The sequence below is a fragment of the Pseudomonas sp. NPDC087358 genome (assembly GCF_044900785.1).
Classification (GTDB): domain Bacteria; phylum Pseudomonadota; class Gammaproteobacteria; order Pseudomonadales; family Pseudomonadaceae; genus Aquipseudomonas.
In genome coordinates, this window is sequence record NZ_JBJDOA010000004.1 from 68,414 (window position 1) to 87,813 (window position 19,400).

Here is a 19,400-nt window from a genome sequence, read left to right on the forward strand (position 1 = left end):
CTCAATATTCGATTTTGACGGCAGGAATGAAGTTGCTGGCGATCAGCTTCACGGCCAGGCGGGCGCAGTCCTCGGTCATCCCGTGCTGCATGAATGCCTCTTTCGCCGCTTTGTAGATCGCACCCTTGTGGGCTTTATCAGCTTCACGAGCTGCTGCCAGGCGCTGCTGCTCCCTCGCTGCAGCCTCGGCCCGCGCTACCTCTGCCAGCCGTGCCTGCTCAACTGCTGCGGCCTGGCGCTGTTCGGCGGCGATGCGGTCTTGCTCTGCACGCTGCTCAGCGGCGATCCGATTTGCTTCGGCCTGTTCAGCGGCGCGTGCTGCCTGTTCGGCCTGGAGCTTCAACTGCAGAGCCTGATTAGCGGCCGCTGCCTCGGCATCGCGGGCTTTCTGATCCGCCTCGCGCTGCGCCTGGGCCGCCTGATCAATCAGCGCCTGTTCGCGGCGGGCTGCTGCATCGCGCTCTGCCTGAGCTGCGGCGGCTGCTTCCTGCTGCGCTTTCTCTACAGCGGCGCGGGCAATGGCTGCTTCGTGATCAGCCTTGGCCCGGGCTGCTGATTCTTCGCGCAGGCGCTCCAGTTCGGCCTGTTCCGCTTCGCGCTTCTGATGCTCATCGAAGGAAATCTTGAGTTTTGCCAGGGATTGGGCCTTGGTGCGATGCGCTTCGGCCTCAAACTCCTCAAACTTCTCGTCGACGATGATCTTCTCTTCAAGCTCGCGGAAGAGCAGGGCGAACGGCTGAGGCTGTCCGCCGATCAGGCCGAGTCCACAATCTTCGATATGGCGAATCATCGAGTTGTGAAATTCGATCCGTGCATCTTCTTTGGCCTGCCATTCGTTCAGCGGCCTGCGCACCTCCTCCTGCCACGCATCCAGCGTGTCCCTGACCCGCTTGCGCTCGGCGTCGATCTTCTTCGGGATCTCCTTCAGGTCAGCTACCAGCTTCTTGCCGACGTCATCCAGAGCCGTCTTAGACCGGGCGACCTTGTAAGCCATAGAGGCGATTGCCTCACGGCCCTTGCGGGTGCTGATGTCCGGCGTGAAGCCGTCGATCTCGGTGCGGATCTTTTGCAGCCAAGGCTCAAGGCCCTTTTCGGTGCTGTATACCGTCATTGCCGTTTCGGCCGGCGGAATGGCTGCGAGTTGGGTTTCTGCGGACATGACTGTCTCCCGCGCCATCCGTGTGCCGGGGCGCTGCGATTGAATGGGGTGGGGTTATTGCGAGACGCGATCGGCCAGCGAAAGCGCGAGCATCATGATGGTGAACGCTGCGAGGACCGGGAACGACCCGCGCCAGAAGACGAGTCGGCGACGGCGTTGGGTGGCGGTCATGGCGAGCACATAGACAGGCTGCTGTAGCAGTAAAAGCGTCGCTCAGTGCCGTCGTCGTAATTGACCTCGCCAGTGGCACCGCAGCCGCATGTCGCGGTTTCCAATTCTTCTTCCTCAGCTTCTGCTTCCTGCTGGCAGTTGGTGCCGCCGCAGTGTGGGCATTCGGTGCCGGCCAGGTTGCCGAAAGGCCCGACCCAGCGAATCCCGAACTTATTGCAGTTGCCGCAAATCATGGTCATGTCCGCACCTCGTAACTCAGCGTCCACTCACCGCACAGGCAAGCCCGGCGGCTCCACGCTTCAGGGTTCGAGATATGAGCCCGCTCGGCCTCGCGCATGGCGTCCCACATGGTCAGCCCCTTGAACACCATCAGCACCCGGTCAGCGGGCACTGCCATATGCTCGGGTAGCTCGGCTATTTGTTCGTCGATCAGGGAGGGGTAAAGAGGGGTCATGGCTGCACCTCCTTACGGTAGCCGTTGTCATGCAAGTACTCGGCGAGCTTTTTATGCTTATCGCCGGTCTCGCGGTCTTGGTAGCCCGCCAATTCGTCGGCTAGACCCATGATTTGCGCGTTTCGCGCATCCGCCGCAACCTGCTCTGCGGTGCGGATTGGGCGGAAACATTCTGCTATTGCCTGATCTGCTTGGGGTGCAAATGAAGTGCTCATGAAAATCGCTACTGGACTTTTCAACCCCTCAGACCAGTTAGCAACAATTTCCACTTTCTGCCATTCAGGCTCTGGCATGCTCGGGAAACGGCAGAATGCACACACCGTCCCAACTGGCGGCAAGCCTTCACCGGTCCAGGTAGTTGCTGGATCTATATAGAAGGGGTGCTCAGTTAAAGGTCTCAAATCCCCCATCTTCCAATCAACATGGCGCCAGAACCCTTCGAAAAACCACCAGCACCCCTTTTCGTACTTGCGGAAGCCTTTTTCACCACACCCCGCTTCAATGAACTGGGTGCCTTCAGGAATCTTGCTCATGCCGCCTCCTTGCGCTGCTCACATATCCTGCGAAGGCGAGCGCTGTAGTAGTGAAAGTCTTCGATGTCGATCAGGCATGCACTCATAGCCCGGATGATCTGGTTTTCAACGATCTGCTCGTAGAAGAGCGGCACAGATGGCCGCTCAAGATCGTCGAGTGATGTGCCGAGCAGGGCGTGGATACTCAAAACCCGACCTCCTCTGATTGGCGCTGCCACTCGGCGTTAAGCTCGACGGCTCGTGCTGCGTGTGGCAGTAGAAGATTGACCGCGATGTCCTTGAGGGCCGATTTGGAACCCATCAGGTACTGGGCCTGGTCTCGACCATCGAAGCGGTGGCCCCAGACAAGATTGGCGATACAGAGGCGGGCGAACGCATCGCGATTGTCTTGCCCGTCGATCTGGCGCGATGTCAGATGCTCCTGAACCGCCGTCACGAACTCATCGACCGTGACCTGGCCCTTGTCCGACTTCTTGTAGCCCCAGGTGACCGTCTCGCCATCCATCAGGCGCTGGGCGTTCTGTTCGATCCACTCGGTGATGGCCGGGTTTTCGTCCAGATCCACCGGGAGGCGGTTGTCATACTCGAACTGTGCAAGCTGTAGTGCTGCGTTCATGATCGCCTCCTTAGGCGCTGAGGTTGACCGCATTGGTCGGGTGTCAGGCGCGGGTGACCAAACCCAACCAACGAGACTGGCCTGGCACCCGCCGATGCGGTCATGGGATGGGTTAGTCGGTGTAGGCGATGTATTTGAAGTGGCCGTCCTTGAATCGCTCGAAGCGACCGCCGAACGATCCTCGCACCTCTTTCTCTACCTCAGCCTGAGTCATATGGAGCGGGTACACGCCTTCCTTGATCATCGTGAAGTGGGTGTGCGGGACGTGGCGCCAGTCGACCTTGGTCGGGTCTAGGGGGCGAGGCTCAGGCATTTGCCAAGGCTTGCCTTCGTACTTGATCTGCTCGGGCGGCGGATCTTCAGATTCTTCCCATCCGCAAGCAGGGCAAAACCCGCGCGGAGAGGTGCAGGCACCGCATGGTGGGTTGATGTGACAGCTACAGTTCTCGACCTTGTGCGAGGTTAAAACGCCCTCGCAACCTTCGCGACCGCAGGTATCGCCATCGCAATATCCGGGCTCCGTGTTCATGCTCAATCTCCTTGCTGATTAACCAAACACACACGACTGCTTCATCGAGAACGCGTTAGCGCCGATGGGCAGCGGGGATGGAGCAGTTGGGTGTGTTCGGGAGGGTGTAAGAGGGGTGTTACGCGACGTCAGGTTCAGCCTTTTCGTAGGATTCGCCGCAAAACATGCAGAACTTCGCGAGCATGTTCACAGATTCTTTCTTCGGCTTGAGCACGCCAGCTTTGGTGGGTTTCTGGTAGCTAACCTCGGCGCGCATGAATTGCTGAGACTTTGCCGTGCCGCTGCCGCACATCAGCGCGTAACCATCCAGGCTCACACGCAGGTCCGTACAACCCTCATCCAGACCAGCCTGAACACTTTCCTTTATCGACGCTTCAAGCGTCTTTCGGCAATCGCACATCGCAATCTCCTATTGCTCGCTCACTGGGAAGGCAGTGGCTACCTGTTGAAGCTGCATTGGAATGTCGGTCCTGACCAAGATGCCTAACTACGTCCGCCCGTTCGCATACAAACAGTTGGCCTGGATCAGCTTTTTTCATGGGGCGCCGACATTCCGATATAGCCTCTTTCGAGGTGAAAGCCCGAGAACACCCGAGCTTTCCAATTCCTATCTCTCAAAGTCAGGGGTTTTGGGCGGGACATTGATCACCAGAATGATCATGCCCCGATGGATGTTCGCCAGCGTTCACGAATGAAGCGCTGTGGATCGGTGGGCAGGCCGCTTTCAGGAGGCGGTTCTGGCCGCGCATGGCTGAGCTCTGCGCCGATCAGGATGAGAAGGAGCATGTGTGTCTCCGGTTTGAATTAAGTGATGCAGGTGGGCGGTTATAGGCCGCAGTTTCGTCCGCATCCGTCAGCCAACTCATCGAATTGGCTGAGGCGATGCTTACTTTCTCTTGATGAGCGGCCAGATCAGCAACAGGATCAGCACCGCAAGAAACCCATCGGCACACATGCTGATGATTCGAGAAACCGAGTCGATCAGCGCGACGCCGATGAGTAGGGCCAGAATAAGAAACGCCCGGAGGCGATTTCCCATTGCCTTGATCCAGGCCATTTACAGGTGGTCTTTCAGGTTGAGGCCGAGCAGCTTCGCCGAGCGTTCCAGCGCCTTGAGTTCGCTGTCTTCGATTTCGCCATCTGCTTCGGCAACCGTCAGCATCACGTTCAGTACGGTGAGCGCTTCGGCTGGGCTGTGGGCCAGATCACCCAGTTCTTTCTCGGCGTTCTGACGCAGGATGCGGGCACCAGACTTGAAGTCCGTCTTGGCGCGGTCGATGGTATTGGACAGCTCAGCGCCGAAGCCCTGGAGCGCCGGGTTGTTGCTGAGGATGGTTTCGATCTTGCTTAGCTCGCTTTCTTCCAGCTCGCCGTCAGCAGCAGCTACGTAGATAGCGCCGTATACGACAGCTTCCATCAGATCGCGGTTTGCCAATTTGGCGACTGCAGCGCGAGCTTGGCCTGATTTCTTTCCGAACATTTTCCCGAACATGGTGTTGCCCCTTTGGTTGATTTCCCTGATACCCCTGTTTCCAAGGGCATCGAGGAAATCTGATGTTTCCGGGTTCCGTTACCTGCCACGGTTTCCTTGGCTGCCTTTCGGCTATCTCCACCACGCGCGTCGCCCGATTCATATCATTGGCCGCTGCCACTACTGGTGGCCCGACTGGCTTGCGTGGTTTCGCGTGTCCTCATGTGAGACACGGCAGGTTCCAGAGCCTGCATGGACGACGGTTTAGCTTGTCCTCACCCAGGTGATGGCCTGGGTACGTCGTGGAGTGCGTCAGATTGTGAAAGAGCGGCAGACCCGTTTGAGGCCCTCCCGATTCGCCGTGGCGTCTCGATGGGTGAAATTTAGCGCGCTGCTAAACGCGAGTCAACAGCTATTTGCTAAATAGTTTGCAGAAATTTAGCAGAGGGATAAAACTCAGGCATGGCTGGTCTCAGCCTGTAAGGAAAGAAATCTCGCGCTAAATAGAGAAAACGACCGGAGGCAGCGATGGCAGGCGTAAAAGTGAGGGGAGGGGTTGAGGCGAAATGGCCTGAGGACCAGGTCAAGGCGACCGTATCGAGCGCAGGAGAGCTTGCAGCCCTGGCTGTACGGTTATTAGTGGAGGAGGTTGGGACGGATGCTGCGAGGCAGCTGATACGCGATGAGCTTGGCGCTTATCGGTCGGATTACAAGGGCGCCGGAGTGGACCAGCGCACTGCATTGAAGTAGGTAGAGGAAGTTAAAGCGTTCTGCCGCGACCGCGCGTGTGCCTGATCGTGGACCACCAGAAGACAAAGCCTATGATCCGGATCGTATCCGCAGACTCATCTGCCGAATAGATTTCGTCCGGATGCTCCTCTGAATTCTCAGACCGCAACCGCAGTCCGCCACCGGGTTGTCGGTAGAGATATTTTACCCGGAGCATGCCGCTGTGCTCGATGGCATAAATCTCCCCGTCGATGATGTTGGTTGTGCCTTTATCAATCCCGACAGTAGCTCCGTCGAGGATCAAGCGAGACATGCTATTGCCCGTAACCGTGGCAGCCATTGCGTTTGCTGGCTCTACACCGGCATCGCGCAGGGTGGATCGCGAAAGTCGAATGCATCGCCCAGGGACCGCCTGGACAGATGTGGTTCCGCTTCCAGCAGAAATTTCGACCTCTTTGTACAAGGGCACTTCGACCTCCTCCCTTTCGAGTGGCGTCTCTCCATCCCACGGGGAAATTTCCCCGAGCAGCTGCAGATCGCTCTCCCGTGCTATCGGCAAACGCACGACATTATTTAGCGGGCCGTTATCCCCTTGTTCGTGCACCTGGTCAAGCCACCCGTGCGGAAGCAGTTCGGCAGACTCCACTCGTCGCGCCATCACGTCCCCGACGCTGCGGGTCGCGTTCTCAGAGAGCATCTGACTCAGATAGGAAGGCGATGTGCCCCAGAGCTCGGCGCACACAGCCTTCGACCGGCCCTTCAGCAGGGCAGTCATGTTTGTTCGGCGAATCGACTTTATATCCATGCCGCCAAGATTACAGCCCGGCGCTAACTTTGAAATATACAAGTAGCTAAACTCCTGCTTGCTATAACTTTAGCAGTGCGCTAACTTTCTCCCGTATTCACAGGAGAATTCCCTATGTCCACCCAAGTACGCGAGTGGCTGAACAGCCATACAGAAGAGGAGCGCGCTGCTCTGGCGGCTTCGGCTGGCACGTCTGTCGGTTACCTCTACCAGCTTTCCGGAGGCCACCGTAAGGCCTCCGTCGAACTGTCTGCCCGCCTGAACAAGGCCAGCAAAGGTGTGCTCACCCTCGAAGGTCTGCGCCCCGATTTGCACGAATTGCTTTCCCAATCCAAGCGCCGCAGCAAGGCCGCGTAAACCATTTCATCAGCCACGAAGGAGAAACACATGTACGAGTTCGATACCCACAAACGCAGCGAGGTAAGCAAGGTTCGCTACCGCCCAGATGAGATGTGCCAGCTACGCCGAGAAGCCGCGTTAGCCGGTATGCAGCTCGCCACCTACATCAGAAAGCTTTCCATGCTTGGCCGAGAGCTCGGCGCAGCAGATGTCATCCGCCAAATGAACGGCCTCGACGATCTCTCGCAGGAACAGGAACAGCATAAAACGGCCTGAAGGCCCTTTGGAGGGTCAAGTGCTCGAAAACTACTTCGACTGCCTAGATGTAAGGGCTCAAGAAGAGGTTAGGCAGCTTGCCGAAGATCTCGGATGGAGCCTTGAAAAGGCAGCAGTGGAATACCTGAAGACGTCGAAATCTCTCGCCGTCGTCAGCAGCGTTGAACGAATGAATCGAAAAGCTCCGGTCCTCGAAATGTTCCCCGGAGGTTCCCCTAAAAAGGGACTCGATAGTGGCTAAACCCGAATTTTAGACAAAAAAAAGCCGGGGTAGTGACCCGGCTCTCTTAACGACTTATATGCGGGAAGAATAATGAACGAATTAGCCCCACCAAGCAATAGCTCATCGAATGCAGCGCCACGAAACGTTAACTCGCAAATCGTGGCGCGTGAAGTCGCAGCGCACCAAGAAGCCGCAATGCTCGCCGCGCGAATGATCAAGTTCCAGTACTCCACCGAGGCGAAGAACCGTTTCCGTCGTGAGTGCGTGACCAACCTCAAAGCATCGTTGTCGAGGAAGCACGCATGAGCAATGTCATCCCACTGAAATCAACCGGGGGATTTACCCGGATGGACAACAAGCTCATCGAAGCCCTGATGGTCGTAGACCTGCCAGGCCGTGAGCTGAAGGTGGCCCTGTATGTTGCCAGGGCCACTGTAGGCTTCCATGTGCCCGAAGCTCGCATTCAGGCTACAGAGATATCAAAAGCCACCAATATTCACCCTGACGTTGCCTCCAAGGCCATCAGTCACCTGCTTAAGCGTCGAATCCTCTATCGGGTAGGCGGAGCACGTGGCGACATTGGTATTAGTGAGCCCGCCGAATGGATTTACTACGACACCAAAAAAGAATGTCCGAATCAGACCATATCGTCCGACTCGGACCGCACTGGCTGTGTCGTCAGCATTGCGAGACAGACCAAATCCGACGACTCCCTTCTTTATACAAAGAAAGAACCCCTATTAACTCTTCCTACGGAAGAGATTAATGCCCCCCGGGGGGCTGAGCACACCCCGATTGAAGCCTCACCGCTGGTTTCGTTCGATGGTGAAGATTTCAAAGTCGACACCACCCTGATTAACAAATGGTCAGTAGCCTATGCGCCGATCGATGTGGAATCCGAAATCAAACGTGCCGCCGCTTGGGCCAGTGCAAACCGACCTAAGAAAGACTGGCGCCGGTTCCTGGTGAAGTGGCTGGGCAACCAGCTCAAGCGCAATCCGCAAGGCACGTCCGAAGTAGGCGTTCCGGTTGACCAGATCATCGCTCTGTATCACCGGATATGCCCGAACCTCGCGCCGGTCACCGTGGCAAGCGACAGGGTTCTGCGCAGCATGATCGCTGAACGCTGGAACGAATCCACGGCGCACCAGAGCGGGCAAGGTTTCTGGCTTGGGTTCTTCCAAAAAGCAAATAACCGCAGCCAGGTGTTCTTCCGTGGCGCCAATGTCACCCCACGACTCGAAGCCCTCGTCAGTCGCGCTGTCTTCCGTGAAGTCTCGGAGGCGGCGCAATGATCGAACTTCAAAGCCTGGAAGCAGAGCACGGCCTGATCGGCGCGATGCTTCGCCAGCCTCACCTGATCGACGTGCTGTCCGATGACCTATCGCCTGATGCCTTCGCATGGGAGGACAACAGCGAGCTGTATCGGCTGATTCTCGAACTGCACGCTGACGGCACTCCTGTTGACGTGATTACCTTGGGAGATCGCCGCACAGAGCTTTCCACCGGAACACGGGTATTCACCTACGCCGCCGAGATTCAGGCCAATACACCTAGCGTTGCCAACGCTAAGCAATACGCTCAGATCATCCGCGACAGGGCGATCTGCCGCCTGATGTCGTCCGCCGCCGAGCGCATCAACGATCTGGCCTACGAGCAGTCGAGCATCGAGGACAAGATATCGCAGGCTCAGTCGATCGTTCTGGGCCTGGACGCCGCCGGCAGCGATGGCGAATGCCAGATGGTCGGCGACATCCTGGTCGGTCATGTGGAAATCCTGCAGGAGCGTCTGGATCGTTTCGAGAAGGGCATCGTGATGGATGGCCTAGCGAGTGGTTTGCCCGACCTGGACAAATACACGCAGGGCATGAAGCCTGGTCAGATGATTGTGATTGCCGGTAGGCCCGCAATGGGCAAGACCACGCTCGCCATGAATATCGCGGCGGACGTCGCAATCAACCAGAAAAAACCGGTTGTGGTCATCAGTCTGGAGATGAGCAAGACCCAGCTCATGGATCGCCTGATAGCCGCCGTCGGTGGTATCCCGCTGCCATCCCTGAAAACTGGTGAAGTCTCTGCCGACCACGGGCAGGCGTTGGCAGCCGCAACTTTCCGCCTGCGTGATGCACCGATCGCGGTGTCGGACGTCCCTGTGATGACCATGTCCCGCATCCGTTCCATCTCCCGCCGCCAATCGCATCGCATGGGTGGGCTTGGACTCGTGGTCATCGACTACCTGGGGCTGGTTGAGGGTGATGGAAAGGGGCGCACCGAAGACGTTACTGCCATGTCACGCCAGATCAAGCTGCTAGCCCGCGAACTGGATTGCCCAGTGATCATCCTGTCCCAGCTCAATCGCAGCTGCGAGGGCCGGCCAGACAAGCGCCCGGTACTCAGCGACCTGCGCGAATCCGGCGCCATTGAACAAGACGCCGACGTCGTGATGTTCGTCTATCGCGAAGAGGTGTACCACCCGAACACTCAGGACATGGGTATCGCAGAAATCCTCATTCGCAAGAACCGCGACGGGGAGATCGGCATGGTGCCAGCCGCTTTTCAGGGTAACCGGTCGCGCTTCATGCCGCTGGCCAACCACACCCGGGAAGATAACGTCGTGAAGGTGAACTTCTGATGAGAGAGCGCAGACAGGTTTACCACCACCAGGGCTACCGGCTCCGATCTTACACAGAGTTGCTTTGGGCGCGCGTGCTGGAGGCCGCTGACATTTTCTACCTATACGAGCCCGACCTTGTACGGGTCGATGACGGGTTTTATCTGCCCGATTTCTGGCTTCCCAACGTCGGAATTTACGTCGAAGTGAAGGGCAAGCGCCCCACGGAAGAAGAGATCCAGAAGGCCGACGCGGTGATGACTCGGACCGGACGCGAGGTGGTCTTCCTATACGGAAAGCCTGAAAGCGACAAGTCGGGCCTTTTCAACTGCGGTATGCAGGTGCGAGGAGCGGGTGGATGGACCGACTCTATTTCCCCCTTCGACTTGCACGACCTTGTCCGGCAAATGCTCGGCACCGCCGCTTGGGCCCGGATCCACGTTGCCGTTCAGCAAGACGACATGGATTGGGTGCGCCCCATCGGCCACATCCTGGAAGAGTTTTTCCTTACCACAGCAGATCGACCTGACATGGAGAAAGTGCTCCGCGAAACACACGCCGAAACCAATCGTGTGCGGCTTGCGGAGCATCGTGAAGTTTCAGTCTGCGAGCAAGGCCTGAAGTGGTACCTCGACCGCCATGAATTCCGCAAATCTCAGAGAGGTGCCGCATGAGCAAGCGCACATGGAAGGTAATAGTGCCCGGCCGGGCGACATTTCAGATGGTTTCCCTCGAGGACGGCCCACTCAATCGAGAACAGGCAAAGCGCGCAGCTCGCTTGATCTGGCCGACCGCGGAGGTGGCGTGATGAGTATTTTCGGCTGGTGGAAAAACCCTCAGACGCTAAATCAAAACATCGCTAAAGGCCTGGTCGCCGGGATCCTTATCGGTTCCGTGGTTTTCGTAGTTATCACCATCGCCTTCGACCGCCTCATCGAAAAAATCCCCTCTGAAGTTTGCCGAGAATCGAACGTTTTTGGCTCCTCGGCCTGGGTTGCATGTGTCGACAAGCTGATTCTGGAGCGCAAGCCATGACCAACACCATCTGGATAGCAATAGCTCTAGTCGTCCTTGTCTCCATGTCGGGTATGGGTGGGAAGGTGCATGTTAGTAAGCCGGCGGATATGGGGGTGATCTTCAAATGACTGACATTCAAAAATTGAAGTCGTTGGCTGAAGACTTTGGAGATGCAGAAAAGCATTGGGGGAGCCGCGATAAAGCGGAGCGTGAGCTTGCTCAGGCATGCACCCCTGCCACAGTGCTGGAGCTGATCGCGAAGATTGAGCGGATGATGGCTACTCAGAAAGCCCTGCTTGTAGAACGTGCGGCACACATCCGCCAGCGCGACCACCTCAAGGCCGAGAACGAATCACTCCGCCAGCAGCTGGCAATCCCCAGCGACGTACTGGCTGATGCCGAGGCGCTGCGTAGGGATGCTGAACGTCTGAGTAGGGCTACCTCTTTCGTGCAAGGACTGTGCGATGCCGCGGGCGAACAGCCAAGTGTGGCGACAGGGTATCTACACGACATCCTGTCAGTCATGAGCAAGGAGGCCAGCCATGACTGACCTCATGCTCCGCAATGAATCAGACCGCGGCCGTCTGCTCAGCTACATCGAGCACCTTGACCTGACCAAGCCCCGCAAGCTGACCATCGTCGAAGTCCGCAGCAAGCGCAGTGACGCCCAGAACAAGATGCTGTGGATGTGGAACGGCCTTATCCAGGCTCACCTCCGTGATTCGTTCGGCCAGATCGCCAGCTCGGAAGAGTGGCACGAGATCCTGGTGTCTCGGCTCTGGCCCGCCGAAGTGCATCCTGTCCAGTTGCCGGATGGCACTCGGTACCGGGTTGGCCGGGCCAAAACCCGCAGCTTCACCATCGCGCAGATGACGACCTATCTGGAGTTGCTGGACGCCTATTGCGCCGAGCACCTGCAGTTGTTGCTGCCACATCCAGACGATCTGATGAACGCCATATACGGCGAGAGGAGGGCAGCATGAAGACCATTCGGGCCCTCATCAGCGCCTTGGCGACCATGCTCGAGCACGGCTACCACTCCGAGCCCCTTTCGGTGCAGTTCGGAGGTGGGCTGTGATCGGGCAGGCAGTGAAGAAGTCGCCGCCGGCGCGCAAACAAAAGCGCTGCAGCAATTCGGCGTGCGGGGCGCAGTTTGTCCCGCAGCGCCTGGGCCAGAAGGTATGCGGCTACCAGTGCGGCCTTGCCATCGCTCCAGCCAATCAGGAGAAGGTGCGCAAGGCGCTGGATCAGATCGAGCGGAAGGAGATCAAGGTTCGCAAGGAGAAGCTGAAGAGCCGCGGCGATCATCTCCGGGAAGCCCAGCAGGCGTTCAACGAGTTCGTCCGGTGGCGCGATCATCTGGCGGGCCAGCGATGCATCTCCAGCGGCAAACCGCTGGACTGGTCCGGCAACGCGGTAGATGCAGGTCATTACCGCAGCGTCGGCTCGGCACCCCATCTCAGATTCGACGAGCGCAACTGCCACGCGCAGAGCAAGCAGGACAACCGGTTTCTGTCGGGCAATGCCGTGGATTATCGGATCGGCCTGATCGCGCGCATCGGCCAGGCTGCCGTCGATGAGCTGGAGGCGGACCAGTCGGTGAAGAAATACACCGTGGATGATTTGAAAGAGATAAAAGCGCACTACCGGGCCAAAACCCGCGAGCTGAAGCAGTCCGCCTAAGGGAGTATCAGCCATGCCAGAACAGCTGTCGTTCGAGTTGCCATCACAGCCGGTTCGTCCTCGTCTTCGGCTTGTGCCGAAGCTGCAGGCCGAATTAGGCCCTCAGCCTCTGCAGCTGTGTATCGACTTCACGGCACCTGTTCTGGCACTGGTTACCCGTATCCCGCGCAAGCCGATACGCAGCACGACGTGTGCAGGCGCAACGGTCATCACAAGGGATGGCATCAGTCTTCCGGCCGCTGAATGGGCTGCACGATTGGGATTGAAGTGGCAGACAGTGAAAATGCGAAGGATGAGAGGGGCTAATTGGACCGAGGCGCTGGCTCCAGAGCTGAAGCGCAGCACCTTCATGTCAGGTTGGAAGATGCACGGTTAACGGAAGACTCGAAGAACGGTATCGCCGTCACCTTTCTCGGCGGCGCGCCACTTCAGTTCGTCCAACAACGCCTGGATGCGGGTGATTTTCTCAGAGTCCAGGTCACCGCCCAGCACCGCAGTTTCGGAATTGCCGGACAGGCCGATAACCAGAAGCGCGTCGAAATCCCCATTGTCCTGGGCATCGGCAGTCAGGCCCATCACCTCAGTGATTGCCATGTAAGTGGAGTCTGGAGTCGAGCCGATGAATTGTTTCGCAGTCATGTGAAGTGCCCCGGTTGAATGAGCATTCAGTCCATGTGACTGACGGTATGCGCGCAAGTCTTGCCCAAGAAATCCAGTCACATACGCTGATGGCAAGACGCAATCAGCCTAAGGGCCGGACATGACCAATGAAATCAGCAGTAAGACGGCGGAGGTGAGGAATGGAGTACCTGTCCCGCGTCATTGACAAGGTAGACGTCCTTATCGCCGGGCTCATAGGTTCCATTATCGCAAGTTGGTGGCACAAGGGTGATTTGGAGAACTGGAAGGGTTGGGCTGTGTTCCTTTTGAGCGGCGTAGCATGCGCATTTTATTTGACCGGCATGGTTTGCAATCACTTGGATATTGCCGATCCCGGAAATGTGGCAGGCGTCGGATTTCTCCTTGGTGCGTTCGGCGGATCTCTGATGATCGCTGTCTACAGAGCCATCAAGGCGGCCGACATCTGGGCGCTGATTCGCTCCAAGTTCGGAGGAGGCAATCCGTGACCACGCAGAATTTCAGCACATTGTTCATCTCAGCAATCGTCGTTTGGGCGATCTGGTCTGTGTTCAGTCGAAGGGTGAGGGATGGAGTGGTAGGGAAGGTGATCTACGCAGCCATCGCCCTGTCTGGTTACGCCATTGTCACCCGCGCAGAAACGCTCTACATCACCCCTACCGTTGCAGGAGTTACGTTCCATGCATCACTGGCATTCGCAGGTATGAGGCACATATTCATGGTCACCTGGTGGCCGCAGGTAAAGCGCTGGATGTGCAAGAAACTCAACTGCGAGCACTGCATCCAGTCGACCGATAGACACAACTGATAAACATCAAGCACGGGAGCAGTGCGCATGACCTTTATCATCAAAAGACCGCCAGTTCAGCCAACCTTCAGTGCACATCAGTTCGACGGGGTGAGCGCAGAAGCCTTTGTCCGCTCCTTGCATGCAGGGGCTTCTTGTACCATCAGGAACACTGGTTACGGCCTGCTTAAGCATGAGGTCAGCATAGAACTGGACGGCCAGTCTGTTCGGGTCGAGCAAGGTCAGTGGGTCGTTTACGGCGAGGGCCGGGAGCCGCGGTTGCTGAATGACGAGGAATTCCGGGCAGAGTTCGTTCCAGCCAATGCTTCAGTTGCAGCGGGTGAGTGAATGACCACCATCGCCTACAAAGACGGCGTGATCGCCTATGACTCCCGCCAGACACGGAACGGATCGATCGTTTCGGACGCCTGCTCTAAATGCGAGGTCGTGGATGGCGCCATGTTCTTCCTGTCGGGCGCTGTCTGCGATGAAAAGGCGTTGATCGCTGCCTACTTCGGCACGCCCTCCAAAGATCCAGTGGAATCCTCAGGCTTCGTGGTACACAACGGCAAGTTGATGCTGGTCGGTCACGATGACAAGACCGGTGTATGGCGGATGGATCTGGACCGCTCAAACCCTGACGCCATTAGCAGCGGCGCACCATATGCACTGGCCGCGATGGATATGGGGGCAAGCGCAGAGGAGGTCGTAAGAGCTGCCATGAAGCGTGACATCTACACGGGCGGCGAGGTTCATGTGCTGATGCTTGGTGAAGGTGTACCGCAATGACCGACAAGGCCGCTCCAGACTGGGAGCTGATCGAGAGTCTGTACCGTGCCGGTGTTCTCTCTGTACGCGAGATCGCCTCCTCACAGGGAATCACTCATGGGGCTATCAACAAGCGCGCAAAGCGTGACGGATGGGTCCGCGACCTAAAGGCCAAGATCAAAGCAAAGGCCGATGCGCTGGTATCCAAAGCAACGGTATCCACCCTGGTATCCACAGAAAGACTGGCTACCGAAAAAGGCGTGGTTGACGGAAATGCTCAGGTCGTTGCCGATATCCGCATGGCCCACCGCAAGGACATTGGGCGCAATCGAACTCTCGCGCTGAAGATGCTCGAAGAGTTGGAGGCCATGACCGATAACCGCGAACTGTTCGCCCAGCTTCGCGATATCATCGACAGCGTGGATGGCGACGAGGACGGTAAGTCGGATGCGTACGAGAAGATGCAGCAGGCATTCCGTGGCGCGCTGTCGCTGCCCGGCCGCGTGAAGATGAGCAAGGAGTTGAGCGAGACGTTGCGAGTGCTGATCGCGCTCGAGCGCCAGGCCTATGGTATCGACGAAGGCTCAAGCGAAGAATCCTACGAAGACCGCCTGGCGCGGCTGATGGAGGGGAAGTGATGAATGTCTTCCTGCAGCTTCTCGGAATTAACAGTGTAATCATCGGCGCGCTCATGCTGGTCGTAGGATTGCTGTCGACTCTCGACGGCTACGGCGATATGACCGCAACCGGTTATTGGCTACTGGTGGCCGGGATGGGCGAAGCGACTGCATTGGGTCTCGCCATGTATTCATCTGCCAAGGTACCGCAGGTTTGAACCCGCGCCACGAAGCGTCTACTCAGCCAATCGTGGTGCGCAAAAAGAGTTGGACCGTCACGACGCCACGTCACGCACCGTTTCCAATGATCATGCCGGTTGATGTGGATAGTGACGCGGCGCTGGCGTTTGCGCGTACAATTTGGCCATTGGCGACAGTTGAGTGAGGTCTGTATGAAAACCACATGTACGCATGGTCTTGCACAGCAAATTCATGACCGTCTCAATACTCCTGACGGGCAGCGCGAAGAGATCGGGCCCAGAGAAATCGGGATGTTTCTCAAGCAGTGCAGTTACGAGCAGATCGTTGAATACGTAGAGGATGACGACAGGCTCCAGGTTGCGTTGTCCCGCCTGTTTGACTTCGGTGATCGCGAGTTATGGAAGGATGCGAGGTTCGGCCCGCCAAAGCCGCACACCGATGTCCTCGTATATTGCAATGGCGAGCAGAGCATATCCTCCCAAAACGGCGATGGCCTGTTCTACAGTGATGAAGGCGAGATACTGATGGTGACGCACTGGCAGCCGCTGCCGAAACCGCCACAAAGCATTGATGGTGAGCAATCATGAATCGCGACAATCAAGACTTTATGCGCAACAAGACAGATGCTGCCCGCAAGCTATGGGAGTCGCTTGAGCTGCACAAGTACGAAGGTGCGGATTTTCCGGGGAGAGCCATGGTGCCAAATAGCAAATGGATAGAATGCGAGAGCATCATGCCCTCTGAAGGTGAGACGGTACTCATTGTCATATCGGACCGTGCTGGGCGCCGCACATCTGCCGCCAGGCTCATAGCGATTGGAGGTCAGAATGCGTGCACCTATTTCAGGGAGATCGATGACGACACCCAGGTTTACGGAGAAGTGACGCATTGGCAACCATTGCCAGACCCTCCGGAGGCGCGCACATGATGTGCCAGCGATCGACGGTATTAGGCGGACAGCTTGGAGAGACAGGCGCTACACTTTAGAACCGTTCCGTCTTTATCGAAAAGACCATCTGGCAGATAGTCGGCGTGCACGCCATCTGGATGCGACGAAAGCAGATCCGGGCTGACAAAGGGCAGATTCCGCTTGCTGGTGGTCTTTTCGATGCAGATGAATCTCGTAGATGGACCCGAGGCCGACTGATGTGCGTGCGGTACAGGCGACAACCTTATGGTGTCTCGCGCAGATAGCGAGGCGGACATGGCCTACTACACCGCCAAACAGGCTGATCACCTGCAAGGCGCCGGATCAGGGTAACCGGCAGCCCGCCTTAAGCCAGCGGGCTTTTTATTGGTTGCAGATCATGCCCAGTCACAGACTCTGGTCACGTCATTCGACAATCACATCAGGGGGCATGACATGAGCAAATACGAGATCACAGACGAGCAAGGTGGTATCTACAGTAGCGACGAACCATTACCGCCGCTGGAAACGCTGGAGGCATGGTCAGCCGCCTACCATGAGCGAGAGCCTGGCCGTAAGCAGTTACCTGACTCGTTGTTAGATGGCACTGACACAAGTGAGCCAGCAAAGATTTTCGGGGACGAGTATCAGCGCATCGGATCTTCCTCATACAAAAATCATCCATTCGTCAACTATATGCGCGACGACGGCAAGCAACTTCACGATGGCGAGATGATTGACTGCATGACGGCATCGTTTGTGCGCGACCCGCAATTCGATGATCAGTTAAGTGAGGACCTTTACGAAGCAGCAAGGAAGCTTGGTCTGGTCAAATAAGCCAATCGGCAAGCAAAGCCCGCCACGCTGCGGGCTTTTTCACGCCTGTTGCACAACAAATCCAGTCACATAGCGTAGCCCCTGTCATTTCGATAATCGAGATAGGGGCAGGGCATGAGCGATTCGGCGATTGAGAAAGAGATTCAGGAAAAGGGGCTGACCGCACCTCGCGTCACTCCTACCGATCTGCAAGCGAACATCTCGACGGTTTACTACTTCACCGCCGGTGATGGCGTGCACGGCGTGGCGGTTTCTGAAGGCCAAAGCCAGTCCAACTACAGCTCAGGTCTCGACCTGCTGACGTTCTGCGTGATCGTGCTCAGAAACGGTTTCACCGTAACGGGCGAATCTGCCTGTGCCAGTCCGGAGAACTTCAACGCCGAATTGGGACAAAAGATCGCTCGCCAGAACGCCGAGCAGAAAATCTGGCCTCTGATGGGTTATGCACTGAAGCAGCAACTCGCTGATCAGGCAGCCCAGTAGCCCATGTCAGCCGACGCCATGCTCTCTCAGCTCATCACCGACGATGAGCTGTACTGTGCGCGCAATCTGAAGATTCGCACGAAAGCCGGGGAAATCCTGCCCTTCGTGTGGAACGACGCGCAGCGGGTATTGCATGCACGCATCGAGGAGCAGCGGGCGGAACATGGCTGGGTCCGCGTGATCGTGCTCAAGGGTCGGCAGCAGGGCATTAGCACCTATGTCGCGGCACGCTTCTATAAGCGCACGTGCATGGGCTTCGGTAAGCGCACGATGATCCTTACGCACCTGGACGCTGCCACGCAGAACCTTTTCGGCATGGCCAAGACGTTCTTCGAGCTGAGCGACGACACGCTGCGCCCAGCGATCAAGGCCAACTCAGGCACCGAACTGTCATTCGCCAAGCTGCGCAGCGGCTACAAGGTGGCAACAGCGGGGAGTCCGGGCGCCGGTCGGTCCGACACAATTCAATACCTGCACGCCTCTGAAATGGCGTTCTGGTCCAACGCCAAGAAGATCATGGCGGGACTGGGCCAAACTGTGCCGCTGATCGAGGGCAGCGAAGCGATTATCGAGTCCACCGCAGACGGCATGGGCAACCTGTACCACGAATTCTGGACGCTGGCAGTCGCCGGCAAGTCCGACTACATGCCCGTCTTCATCCCGTGGTTCGTAGAGCGCGGATATCGCCGCACGCCGCCGAAAGGCTTTGAGTTGAGCGATGACGACTACGAATACATGGAGGCGTACGGTCTCGACGAAGAGCAAATGGCCTGGCGCCGCGCGAAGATCGATACCGACTTTGCCGGCGATGAGGATTGGTTCAACCAGGAATACCCCGCCACCCCTGATCTGGCCTTCCAGAAGGTTGGCCACAAGCCCCTGATTAAGACCGTGAAGGTCTCCCTGGCGCGGAAGCAGCAGATCAAGCACATGCAGCGCATTGGCGCTCACGTTGTTGGCCTGGACCCGGCGCGGGGCGGGGACACCTCGACGTTCATCCACCGTCAAGGCCGCGTTGCCTGGGGTATCGAGCGCAATAACGTCGCTGACACCATGGTTGTAGCAGGCCAAGCCGCGCGCATGCTGATGGACGACAAGACTATCCGCATGATGTTCATCGACATCGGCGGGCTTGGCGCAGGTATCTACGACCGGCTGGTTGAGCTTGGTTACGGCGACCGTGTCACCTCGGTTTATTTCGGCGGCGACGCTTCTGACAAGCGCAAGTATTCAAACAAGCGCTGTGAGATGTGGGGCGAAATGGCGGAATGGATTCACGACAACATTACGCCAAGTATTCCCGACGACGACCAGCTCCACGGCGATCTGACATCCGTCGCCAAGGACAAGTACACCAGCAATGGGCAGCTCAAGCTCATGCCGAAGGAGGACGCCAAGAAGCTGATTGGCCGCTCCCCCGACGATGGCGACGCACTGGCTCTGACATTCGCCGAGCCTGTTTCCGCTGACGACCAATTCACCGAAGACTGGAAGGCGAAGCTGCTGAGCCGGAATTCCCGACAAAAATCTGCGATGAGTTCCTGA

General features: G+C 57.5%; 36 protein-coding genes. 23 read left to right on the forward strand and 13 right to left on the reverse strand.

The features are described from left to right. Position 1: 1 nt before the first annotated feature. From ACI2KS_RS10110 to ACI2KS_RS10165, 12 genes are all read right to left on the reverse strand, one after another. Complete coding sequence (locus ACI2KS_RS10110) at positions 2-1,159, reverse strand: hypothetical protein (RefSeq protein WP_404619648.1); 1,158 nt, start codon at positions 1,157-1,159, stop codon at positions 2-4. 167 nt (positions 1,160-1,326) lie between these two features. Further along, positions 1,327-1,569, reverse strand: a complete 243-nt coding sequence (locus ACI2KS_RS10115) for a hypothetical protein (RefSeq protein WP_404619650.1) — start codon at positions 1,567-1,569, stop codon at positions 1,327-1,329. Next, complete coding sequence (locus tag ACI2KS_RS10120) at positions 1,566-1,784, reverse strand: hypothetical protein (protein WP_404619652.1); 219 nt, start codon at positions 1,782-1,784, stop codon at positions 1,566-1,568. The genes ACI2KS_RS10115 and ACI2KS_RS10120 overlap by 4 nt, the downstream gene beginning before the upstream one ends. After that, entirely contained in the window at positions 1,781-2,317 is a 537-nt protein-coding gene (locus ACI2KS_RS10125) for a hypothetical protein (protein ID WP_404619654.1), read from the reverse strand. Before ACI2KS_RS10125 ends, ACI2KS_RS10120 begins: the two co-directional genes overlap by 4 nt. After that, positions 2,314-2,505 (reverse strand): hypothetical protein, encoded by a 192-nt coding sequence (locus tag ACI2KS_RS10130; RefSeq protein ID WP_404619656.1) that lies wholly within the window; start codon positions 2,503-2,505, stop codon positions 2,314-2,316. Before ACI2KS_RS10130 ends, ACI2KS_RS10125 begins: the two co-directional genes overlap by 4 nt. Beyond that, entirely contained in the window at positions 2,502-2,933 is a 432-nt protein-coding gene (locus tag ACI2KS_RS10135; protein ID WP_404619658.1) for a hypothetical protein, read from the reverse strand. The genes ACI2KS_RS10130 and ACI2KS_RS10135 overlap by 4 nt, the downstream gene beginning before the upstream one ends. Positions 2,934-3,045: 112 nt before the next feature. Beyond that, on the reverse strand, positions 3,046-3,462 hold the full coding sequence (locus ACI2KS_RS10140; RefSeq protein WP_404619660.1) for a hypothetical protein: 417 nt from the start codon (positions 3,460-3,462) through the stop codon (positions 3,046-3,048). 118 nt (positions 3,463-3,580) lie between these two features. Further along, on the reverse strand, positions 3,581-3,778 hold the full coding sequence (locus ACI2KS_RS10145) for a hypothetical protein (RefSeq protein ID WP_404619662.1): 198 nt from the start codon (positions 3,776-3,778) through the stop codon (positions 3,581-3,583). A 341-nt stretch (positions 3,779-4,119) separates the two neighbouring features. Then, positions 4,120-4,248 (reverse strand): hypothetical protein, encoded by a 129-nt coding sequence (locus tag ACI2KS_RS10150; protein WP_404619664.1) that lies wholly within the window; start codon positions 4,246-4,248, stop codon positions 4,120-4,122. A 100-nt stretch (positions 4,249-4,348) separates the two neighbouring features. Further along, complete coding sequence (locus ACI2KS_RS10155; RefSeq protein ID WP_404619666.1) at positions 4,349-4,519, reverse strand: DUF3927 family protein; 171 nt, start codon at positions 4,517-4,519, stop codon at positions 4,349-4,351. Further along, a complete protein-coding gene (locus ACI2KS_RS10160) occupies positions 4,520-4,879 on the reverse strand; it encodes a tellurite resistance TerB family protein (RefSeq protein WP_404619668.1) in 360 nt (119 codons plus the stop codon). Positions 4,880-5,693: 814 nt separating this feature from the next. Further along, positions 5,694-6,509: a helix-turn-helix transcriptional regulator gene (locus tag ACI2KS_RS10165; protein ID WP_404619670.1), complete on the reverse strand. Its 816-nt coding sequence runs from the start codon at positions 6,507-6,509 to the stop codon at positions 5,694-5,696. Between the two features lie 72 nt (positions 6,510-6,581). Here ACI2KS_RS10165 and ACI2KS_RS10170 point away from each other — a divergent pair, with 72 nt between their 5' ends. The 12 genes from ACI2KS_RS10170 (at position 6,582) to ACI2KS_RS10225 (ending at position 12,992) form a co-directional block, all read left to right on the forward strand. Continuing rightward, positions 6,582-6,824, forward strand: a complete 243-nt coding sequence (locus ACI2KS_RS10170; protein WP_404619672.1) for a hypothetical protein — start codon at positions 6,582-6,584, stop codon at positions 6,822-6,824. 30 nt (positions 6,825-6,854) lie between these two features. Continuing rightward, positions 6,855-7,082, forward strand: coding sequence for a plasmid mobilization protein (locus tag ACI2KS_RS10175; protein WP_404619674.1), 228 nt, complete (start codon positions 6,855-6,857; stop codon positions 7,080-7,082). Between the two features lie 19 nt (positions 7,083-7,101). Further along, positions 7,102-7,323, forward strand: coding sequence for a hypothetical protein (locus ACI2KS_RS10180; RefSeq protein ID WP_404619676.1), 222 nt, complete (start codon positions 7,102-7,104; stop codon positions 7,321-7,323). 72 nt (positions 7,324-7,395) lie between these two features. Continuing rightward, positions 7,396-7,611, forward strand: coding sequence for a hypothetical protein (locus ACI2KS_RS10185; protein ID WP_404619678.1), 216 nt, complete (start codon positions 7,396-7,398; stop codon positions 7,609-7,611). Then, positions 7,608-8,600, forward strand: a complete 993-nt coding sequence (locus tag ACI2KS_RS10190) for a replication protein (RefSeq protein ID WP_404619680.1) — start codon at positions 7,608-7,610, stop codon at positions 8,598-8,600. The genes ACI2KS_RS10185 and ACI2KS_RS10190 overlap by 4 nt, the downstream gene beginning before the upstream one ends. Further along, the gene (gene dnaB / locus ACI2KS_RS10195; RefSeq protein ID WP_404619682.1) at positions 8,597-9,937 is read left to right on the forward strand and encodes a replicative DNA helicase; all 1,341 of its coding nucleotides are present in this window, start codon (positions 8,597-8,599) and stop codon (positions 9,935-9,937) included. The genes ACI2KS_RS10190 and dnaB overlap by 4 nt, the downstream gene beginning before the upstream one ends. Continuing rightward, entirely contained in the window at positions 9,937-10,590 is a 654-nt protein-coding gene (locus ACI2KS_RS10200) for a hypothetical protein (RefSeq protein WP_404619684.1), read from the forward strand. The genes dnaB and ACI2KS_RS10200 overlap by 1 nt, the downstream gene beginning before the upstream one ends. Positions 10,591-10,600: 10 nt before the next feature. After that, positions 10,601-10,951: a hypothetical protein gene (locus tag ACI2KS_RS10205; protein WP_404619686.1), complete on the forward strand. Its 351-nt coding sequence runs from the start codon at positions 10,601-10,603 to the stop codon at positions 10,949-10,951. Positions 10,952-11,057: 106 nt separating this feature from the next. Continuing rightward, positions 11,058-11,483, forward strand: a complete 426-nt coding sequence (locus ACI2KS_RS10210; protein WP_404619688.1) for a hypothetical protein — start codon at positions 11,058-11,060, stop codon at positions 11,481-11,483. Then, complete coding sequence (locus ACI2KS_RS10215; protein WP_404619690.1) at positions 11,476-11,916, forward strand: recombination protein NinB; 441 nt, start codon at positions 11,476-11,478, stop codon at positions 11,914-11,916. Before ACI2KS_RS10210 ends, ACI2KS_RS10215 begins: the two co-directional genes overlap by 8 nt. A 91-nt stretch (positions 11,917-12,007) precedes the next feature. Beyond that, complete coding sequence (locus ACI2KS_RS10220; RefSeq protein ID WP_404619692.1) at positions 12,008-12,616, forward strand: recombination protein NinG; 609 nt, start codon at positions 12,008-12,010, stop codon at positions 12,614-12,616. 13 nt (positions 12,617-12,629) lie between these two features. Continuing rightward, complete coding sequence (locus ACI2KS_RS10225; protein WP_404619694.1) at positions 12,630-12,992, forward strand: hypothetical protein; 363 nt, start codon at positions 12,630-12,632, stop codon at positions 12,990-12,992. Here ACI2KS_RS10225 and ACI2KS_RS10230 read toward each other — a convergent pair. Continuing rightward, the gene (locus ACI2KS_RS10230; protein WP_404619696.1) at positions 12,989-13,255 is read right to left on the reverse strand and encodes a hypothetical protein; all 267 of its coding nucleotides are present in this window, start codon (positions 13,253-13,255) and stop codon (positions 12,989-12,991) included. The genes ACI2KS_RS10225 and ACI2KS_RS10230 overlap by 4 nt on opposite strands. A gap of 161 nt (positions 13,256-13,416) precedes the next feature. Between ACI2KS_RS10230 and ACI2KS_RS10235 the strand changes: the two genes are divergently transcribed. From ACI2KS_RS10235 to ACI2KS_RS10285, 11 genes are all read left to right on the forward strand, one after another. After that, the gene (locus tag ACI2KS_RS10235) at positions 13,417-13,743 is read left to right on the forward strand and encodes an MFS transporter (protein ID WP_404619698.1); all 327 of its coding nucleotides are present in this window, start codon (positions 13,417-13,419) and stop codon (positions 13,741-13,743) included. Further along, on the forward strand, positions 13,740-14,063 hold the full coding sequence (locus tag ACI2KS_RS10240; protein ID WP_404619700.1) for a hypothetical protein: 324 nt from the start codon (positions 13,740-13,742) through the stop codon (positions 14,061-14,063). Before ACI2KS_RS10235 ends, ACI2KS_RS10240 begins: the two co-directional genes overlap by 4 nt. Positions 14,064-14,090: 27 nt before the next feature. Then, a complete protein-coding gene (locus ACI2KS_RS10245; protein WP_404619702.1) occupies positions 14,091-14,390 on the forward strand; it encodes a hypothetical protein in 300 nt (99 codons plus the stop codon). Further along, positions 14,391-14,831 carry a proteasome subunit beta gene (locus ACI2KS_RS10250; protein ID WP_404619704.1) on the forward strand — a complete coding sequence of 147 codons (441 nt, stop codon included), beginning with the start codon at positions 14,391-14,393 and terminating at the stop codon, positions 14,829-14,831. After that, positions 14,828-15,448: a hypothetical protein gene (locus tag ACI2KS_RS10255; protein WP_404619706.1), complete on the forward strand. Its 621-nt coding sequence runs from the start codon at positions 14,828-14,830 to the stop codon at positions 15,446-15,448. Before ACI2KS_RS10250 ends, ACI2KS_RS10255 begins: the two co-directional genes overlap by 4 nt. Next, positions 15,448-15,645 carry a hypothetical protein gene (locus ACI2KS_RS10260; protein ID WP_404619708.1) on the forward strand — a complete coding sequence of 66 codons (198 nt, stop codon included), beginning with the start codon at positions 15,448-15,450 and terminating at the stop codon, positions 15,643-15,645. The genes ACI2KS_RS10255 and ACI2KS_RS10260 overlap by 1 nt, the downstream gene beginning before the upstream one ends. A gap of 174 nt (positions 15,646-15,819) precedes the next feature. Beyond that, positions 15,820-16,215, forward strand: a complete 396-nt coding sequence (locus tag ACI2KS_RS10265; protein ID WP_404619710.1) for a DUF551 domain-containing protein — start codon at positions 15,820-15,822, stop codon at positions 16,213-16,215. Further along, positions 16,212-16,556 carry a DUF551 domain-containing protein gene (locus tag ACI2KS_RS10270; protein WP_404619712.1) on the forward strand — a complete coding sequence of 115 codons (345 nt, stop codon included), beginning with the start codon at positions 16,212-16,214 and terminating at the stop codon, positions 16,554-16,556. The genes ACI2KS_RS10265 and ACI2KS_RS10270 overlap by 4 nt, the downstream gene beginning before the upstream one ends. 435 nt (positions 16,557-16,991) lie before the next feature. Further along, positions 16,992-17,372 carry a hypothetical protein gene (locus ACI2KS_RS10275; protein WP_404619714.1) on the forward strand — a complete coding sequence of 127 codons (381 nt, stop codon included), beginning with the start codon at positions 16,992-16,994 and terminating at the stop codon, positions 17,370-17,372. A gap of 114 nt (positions 17,373-17,486) precedes the next feature. Continuing rightward, complete coding sequence (locus ACI2KS_RS10280) at positions 17,487-17,855, forward strand: Gp49 family protein (protein ID WP_404619716.1); 369 nt, start codon at positions 17,487-17,489, stop codon at positions 17,853-17,855. Positions 17,856-17,858: 3 nt separating this feature from the next. After that, positions 17,859-19,400 carry a hypothetical protein gene (locus ACI2KS_RS10285; protein ID WP_404619718.1) on the forward strand — a complete coding sequence of 514 codons (1,542 nt, stop codon included), beginning with the start codon at positions 17,859-17,861 and terminating at the stop codon, positions 19,398-19,400.

Coding starts and splice junctions, on each gene's coding strand:
- ACI2KS_RS10235 (WP_404619698.1), top strand. CDS start 13,417: ATGGAGTACCTGTCCCGCGTCATTGACAAGGTAGACGTCCTTATCGCC.
- ACI2KS_RS10190 (WP_404619680.1), top strand. CDS start 7,608: ATGAGCAATGTCATCCCACTGAAATCAACCGGGGGATTTACCCGGATG.
- ACI2KS_RS10170 (WP_404619672.1), top strand. CDS start 6,582: ATGTCCACCCAAGTACGCGAGTGGCTGAACAGCCATACAGAAGAGGAG.
- ACI2KS_RS10205 (WP_404619686.1), top strand. CDS start 10,601: ATGGAAGGTAATAGTGCCCGGCCGGGCGACATTTCAGATGGTTTCCCT.
- ACI2KS_RS10115 (WP_404619650.1), bottom strand. CDS start 1,569: ATGACCATGATTTGCGGCAACTGCAATAAGTTCGGGATTCGCTGGGTC.
- ACI2KS_RS10265 (WP_404619710.1), top strand. CDS start 15,820: ATGAAAACCACATGTACGCATGGTCTTGCACAGCAAATTCATGACCGT.
- ACI2KS_RS10210 (WP_404619688.1), top strand. CDS start 11,058: ATGACTGACATTCAAAAATTGAAGTCGTTGGCTGAAGACTTTGGAGAT.
- ACI2KS_RS10185 (WP_404619678.1), top strand. CDS start 7,396: ATGAACGAATTAGCCCCACCAAGCAATAGCTCATCGAATGCAGCGCCA.
- dnaB (WP_404619682.1), top strand. CDS start 8,597: ATGATCGAACTTCAAAGCCTGGAAGCAGAGCACGGCCTGATCGGCGCG.
- ACI2KS_RS10175 (WP_404619674.1), top strand. CDS start 6,855: ATGTACGAGTTCGATACCCACAAACGCAGCGAGGTAAGCAAGGTTCGC.
- ACI2KS_RS10275 (WP_404619714.1), top strand. CDS start 16,992: ATGAGCAAATACGAGATCACAGACGAGCAAGGTGGTATCTACAGTAGC.
- ACI2KS_RS10250 (WP_404619704.1), top strand. CDS start 14,391: ATGACCACCATCGCCTACAAAGACGGCGTGATCGCCTATGACTCCCGC.
- ACI2KS_RS10270 (WP_404619712.1), top strand. CDS start 16,212: ATGAATCGCGACAATCAAGACTTTATGCGCAACAAGACAGATGCTGCC.
- ACI2KS_RS10285 (WP_404619718.1), top strand. CDS start 17,859: ATGTCAGCCGACGCCATGCTCTCTCAGCTCATCACCGACGATGAGCTG.
- ACI2KS_RS10280 (WP_404619716.1), top strand. CDS start 17,487: ATGAGCGATTCGGCGATTGAGAAAGAGATTCAGGAAAAGGGGCTGACC.
- ACI2KS_RS10120 (WP_404619652.1), bottom strand. CDS start 1,784: ATGACCCCTCTTTACCCCTCCCTGATCGACGAACAAATAGCCGAGCTA.
- ACI2KS_RS10140 (WP_404619660.1), bottom strand. CDS start 3,462: ATGAACACGGAGCCCGGATATTGCGATGGCGATACCTGCGGTCGCGAA.
- ACI2KS_RS10255 (WP_404619706.1), top strand. CDS start 14,828: ATGACCGACAAGGCCGCTCCAGACTGGGAGCTGATCGAGAGTCTGTAC.
- ACI2KS_RS10160 (WP_404619668.1), bottom strand. CDS start 4,879: ATGGAAGCTGTCGTATACGGCGCTATCTACGTAGCTGCTGCTGACGGC.
- ACI2KS_RS10245 (WP_404619702.1), top strand. CDS start 14,091: ATGACCTTTATCATCAAAAGACCGCCAGTTCAGCCAACCTTCAGTGCA.
- ACI2KS_RS10155 (WP_404619666.1), bottom strand. CDS start 4,519: ATGGCCTGGATCAAGGCAATGGGAAATCGCCTCCGGGCGTTTCTTATT.
- ACI2KS_RS10225 (WP_404619694.1), top strand. CDS start 12,630: ATGCCAGAACAGCTGTCGTTCGAGTTGCCATCACAGCCGGTTCGTCCT.
- ACI2KS_RS10110 (WP_404619648.1), bottom strand. CDS start 1,159: ATGTCCGCAGAAACCCAACTCGCAGCCATTCCGCCGGCCGAAACGGCA.
- ACI2KS_RS10150 (WP_404619664.1), bottom strand. CDS start 4,248: ATGCTCCTTCTCATCCTGATCGGCGCAGAGCTCAGCCATGCGCGGCCA.
- ACI2KS_RS10215 (WP_404619690.1), top strand. CDS start 11,476: ATGACTGACCTCATGCTCCGCAATGAATCAGACCGCGGCCGTCTGCTC.
- ACI2KS_RS10230 (WP_404619696.1), bottom strand. CDS start 13,255: ATGACTGCGAAACAATTCATCGGCTCGACTCCAGACTCCACTTACATG.
- ACI2KS_RS10200 (WP_404619684.1), top strand. CDS start 9,937: ATGAGAGAGCGCAGACAGGTTTACCACCACCAGGGCTACCGGCTCCGA.
- ACI2KS_RS10260 (WP_404619708.1), top strand. CDS start 15,448: ATGAATGTCTTCCTGCAGCTTCTCGGAATTAACAGTGTAATCATCGGC.
- ACI2KS_RS10135 (WP_404619658.1), bottom strand. CDS start 2,933: ATGAACGCAGCACTACAGCTTGCACAGTTCGAGTATGACAACCGCCTC.
- ACI2KS_RS10125 (WP_404619654.1), bottom strand. CDS start 2,317: ATGAGCAAGATTCCTGAAGGCACCCAGTTCATTGAAGCGGGGTGTGGT.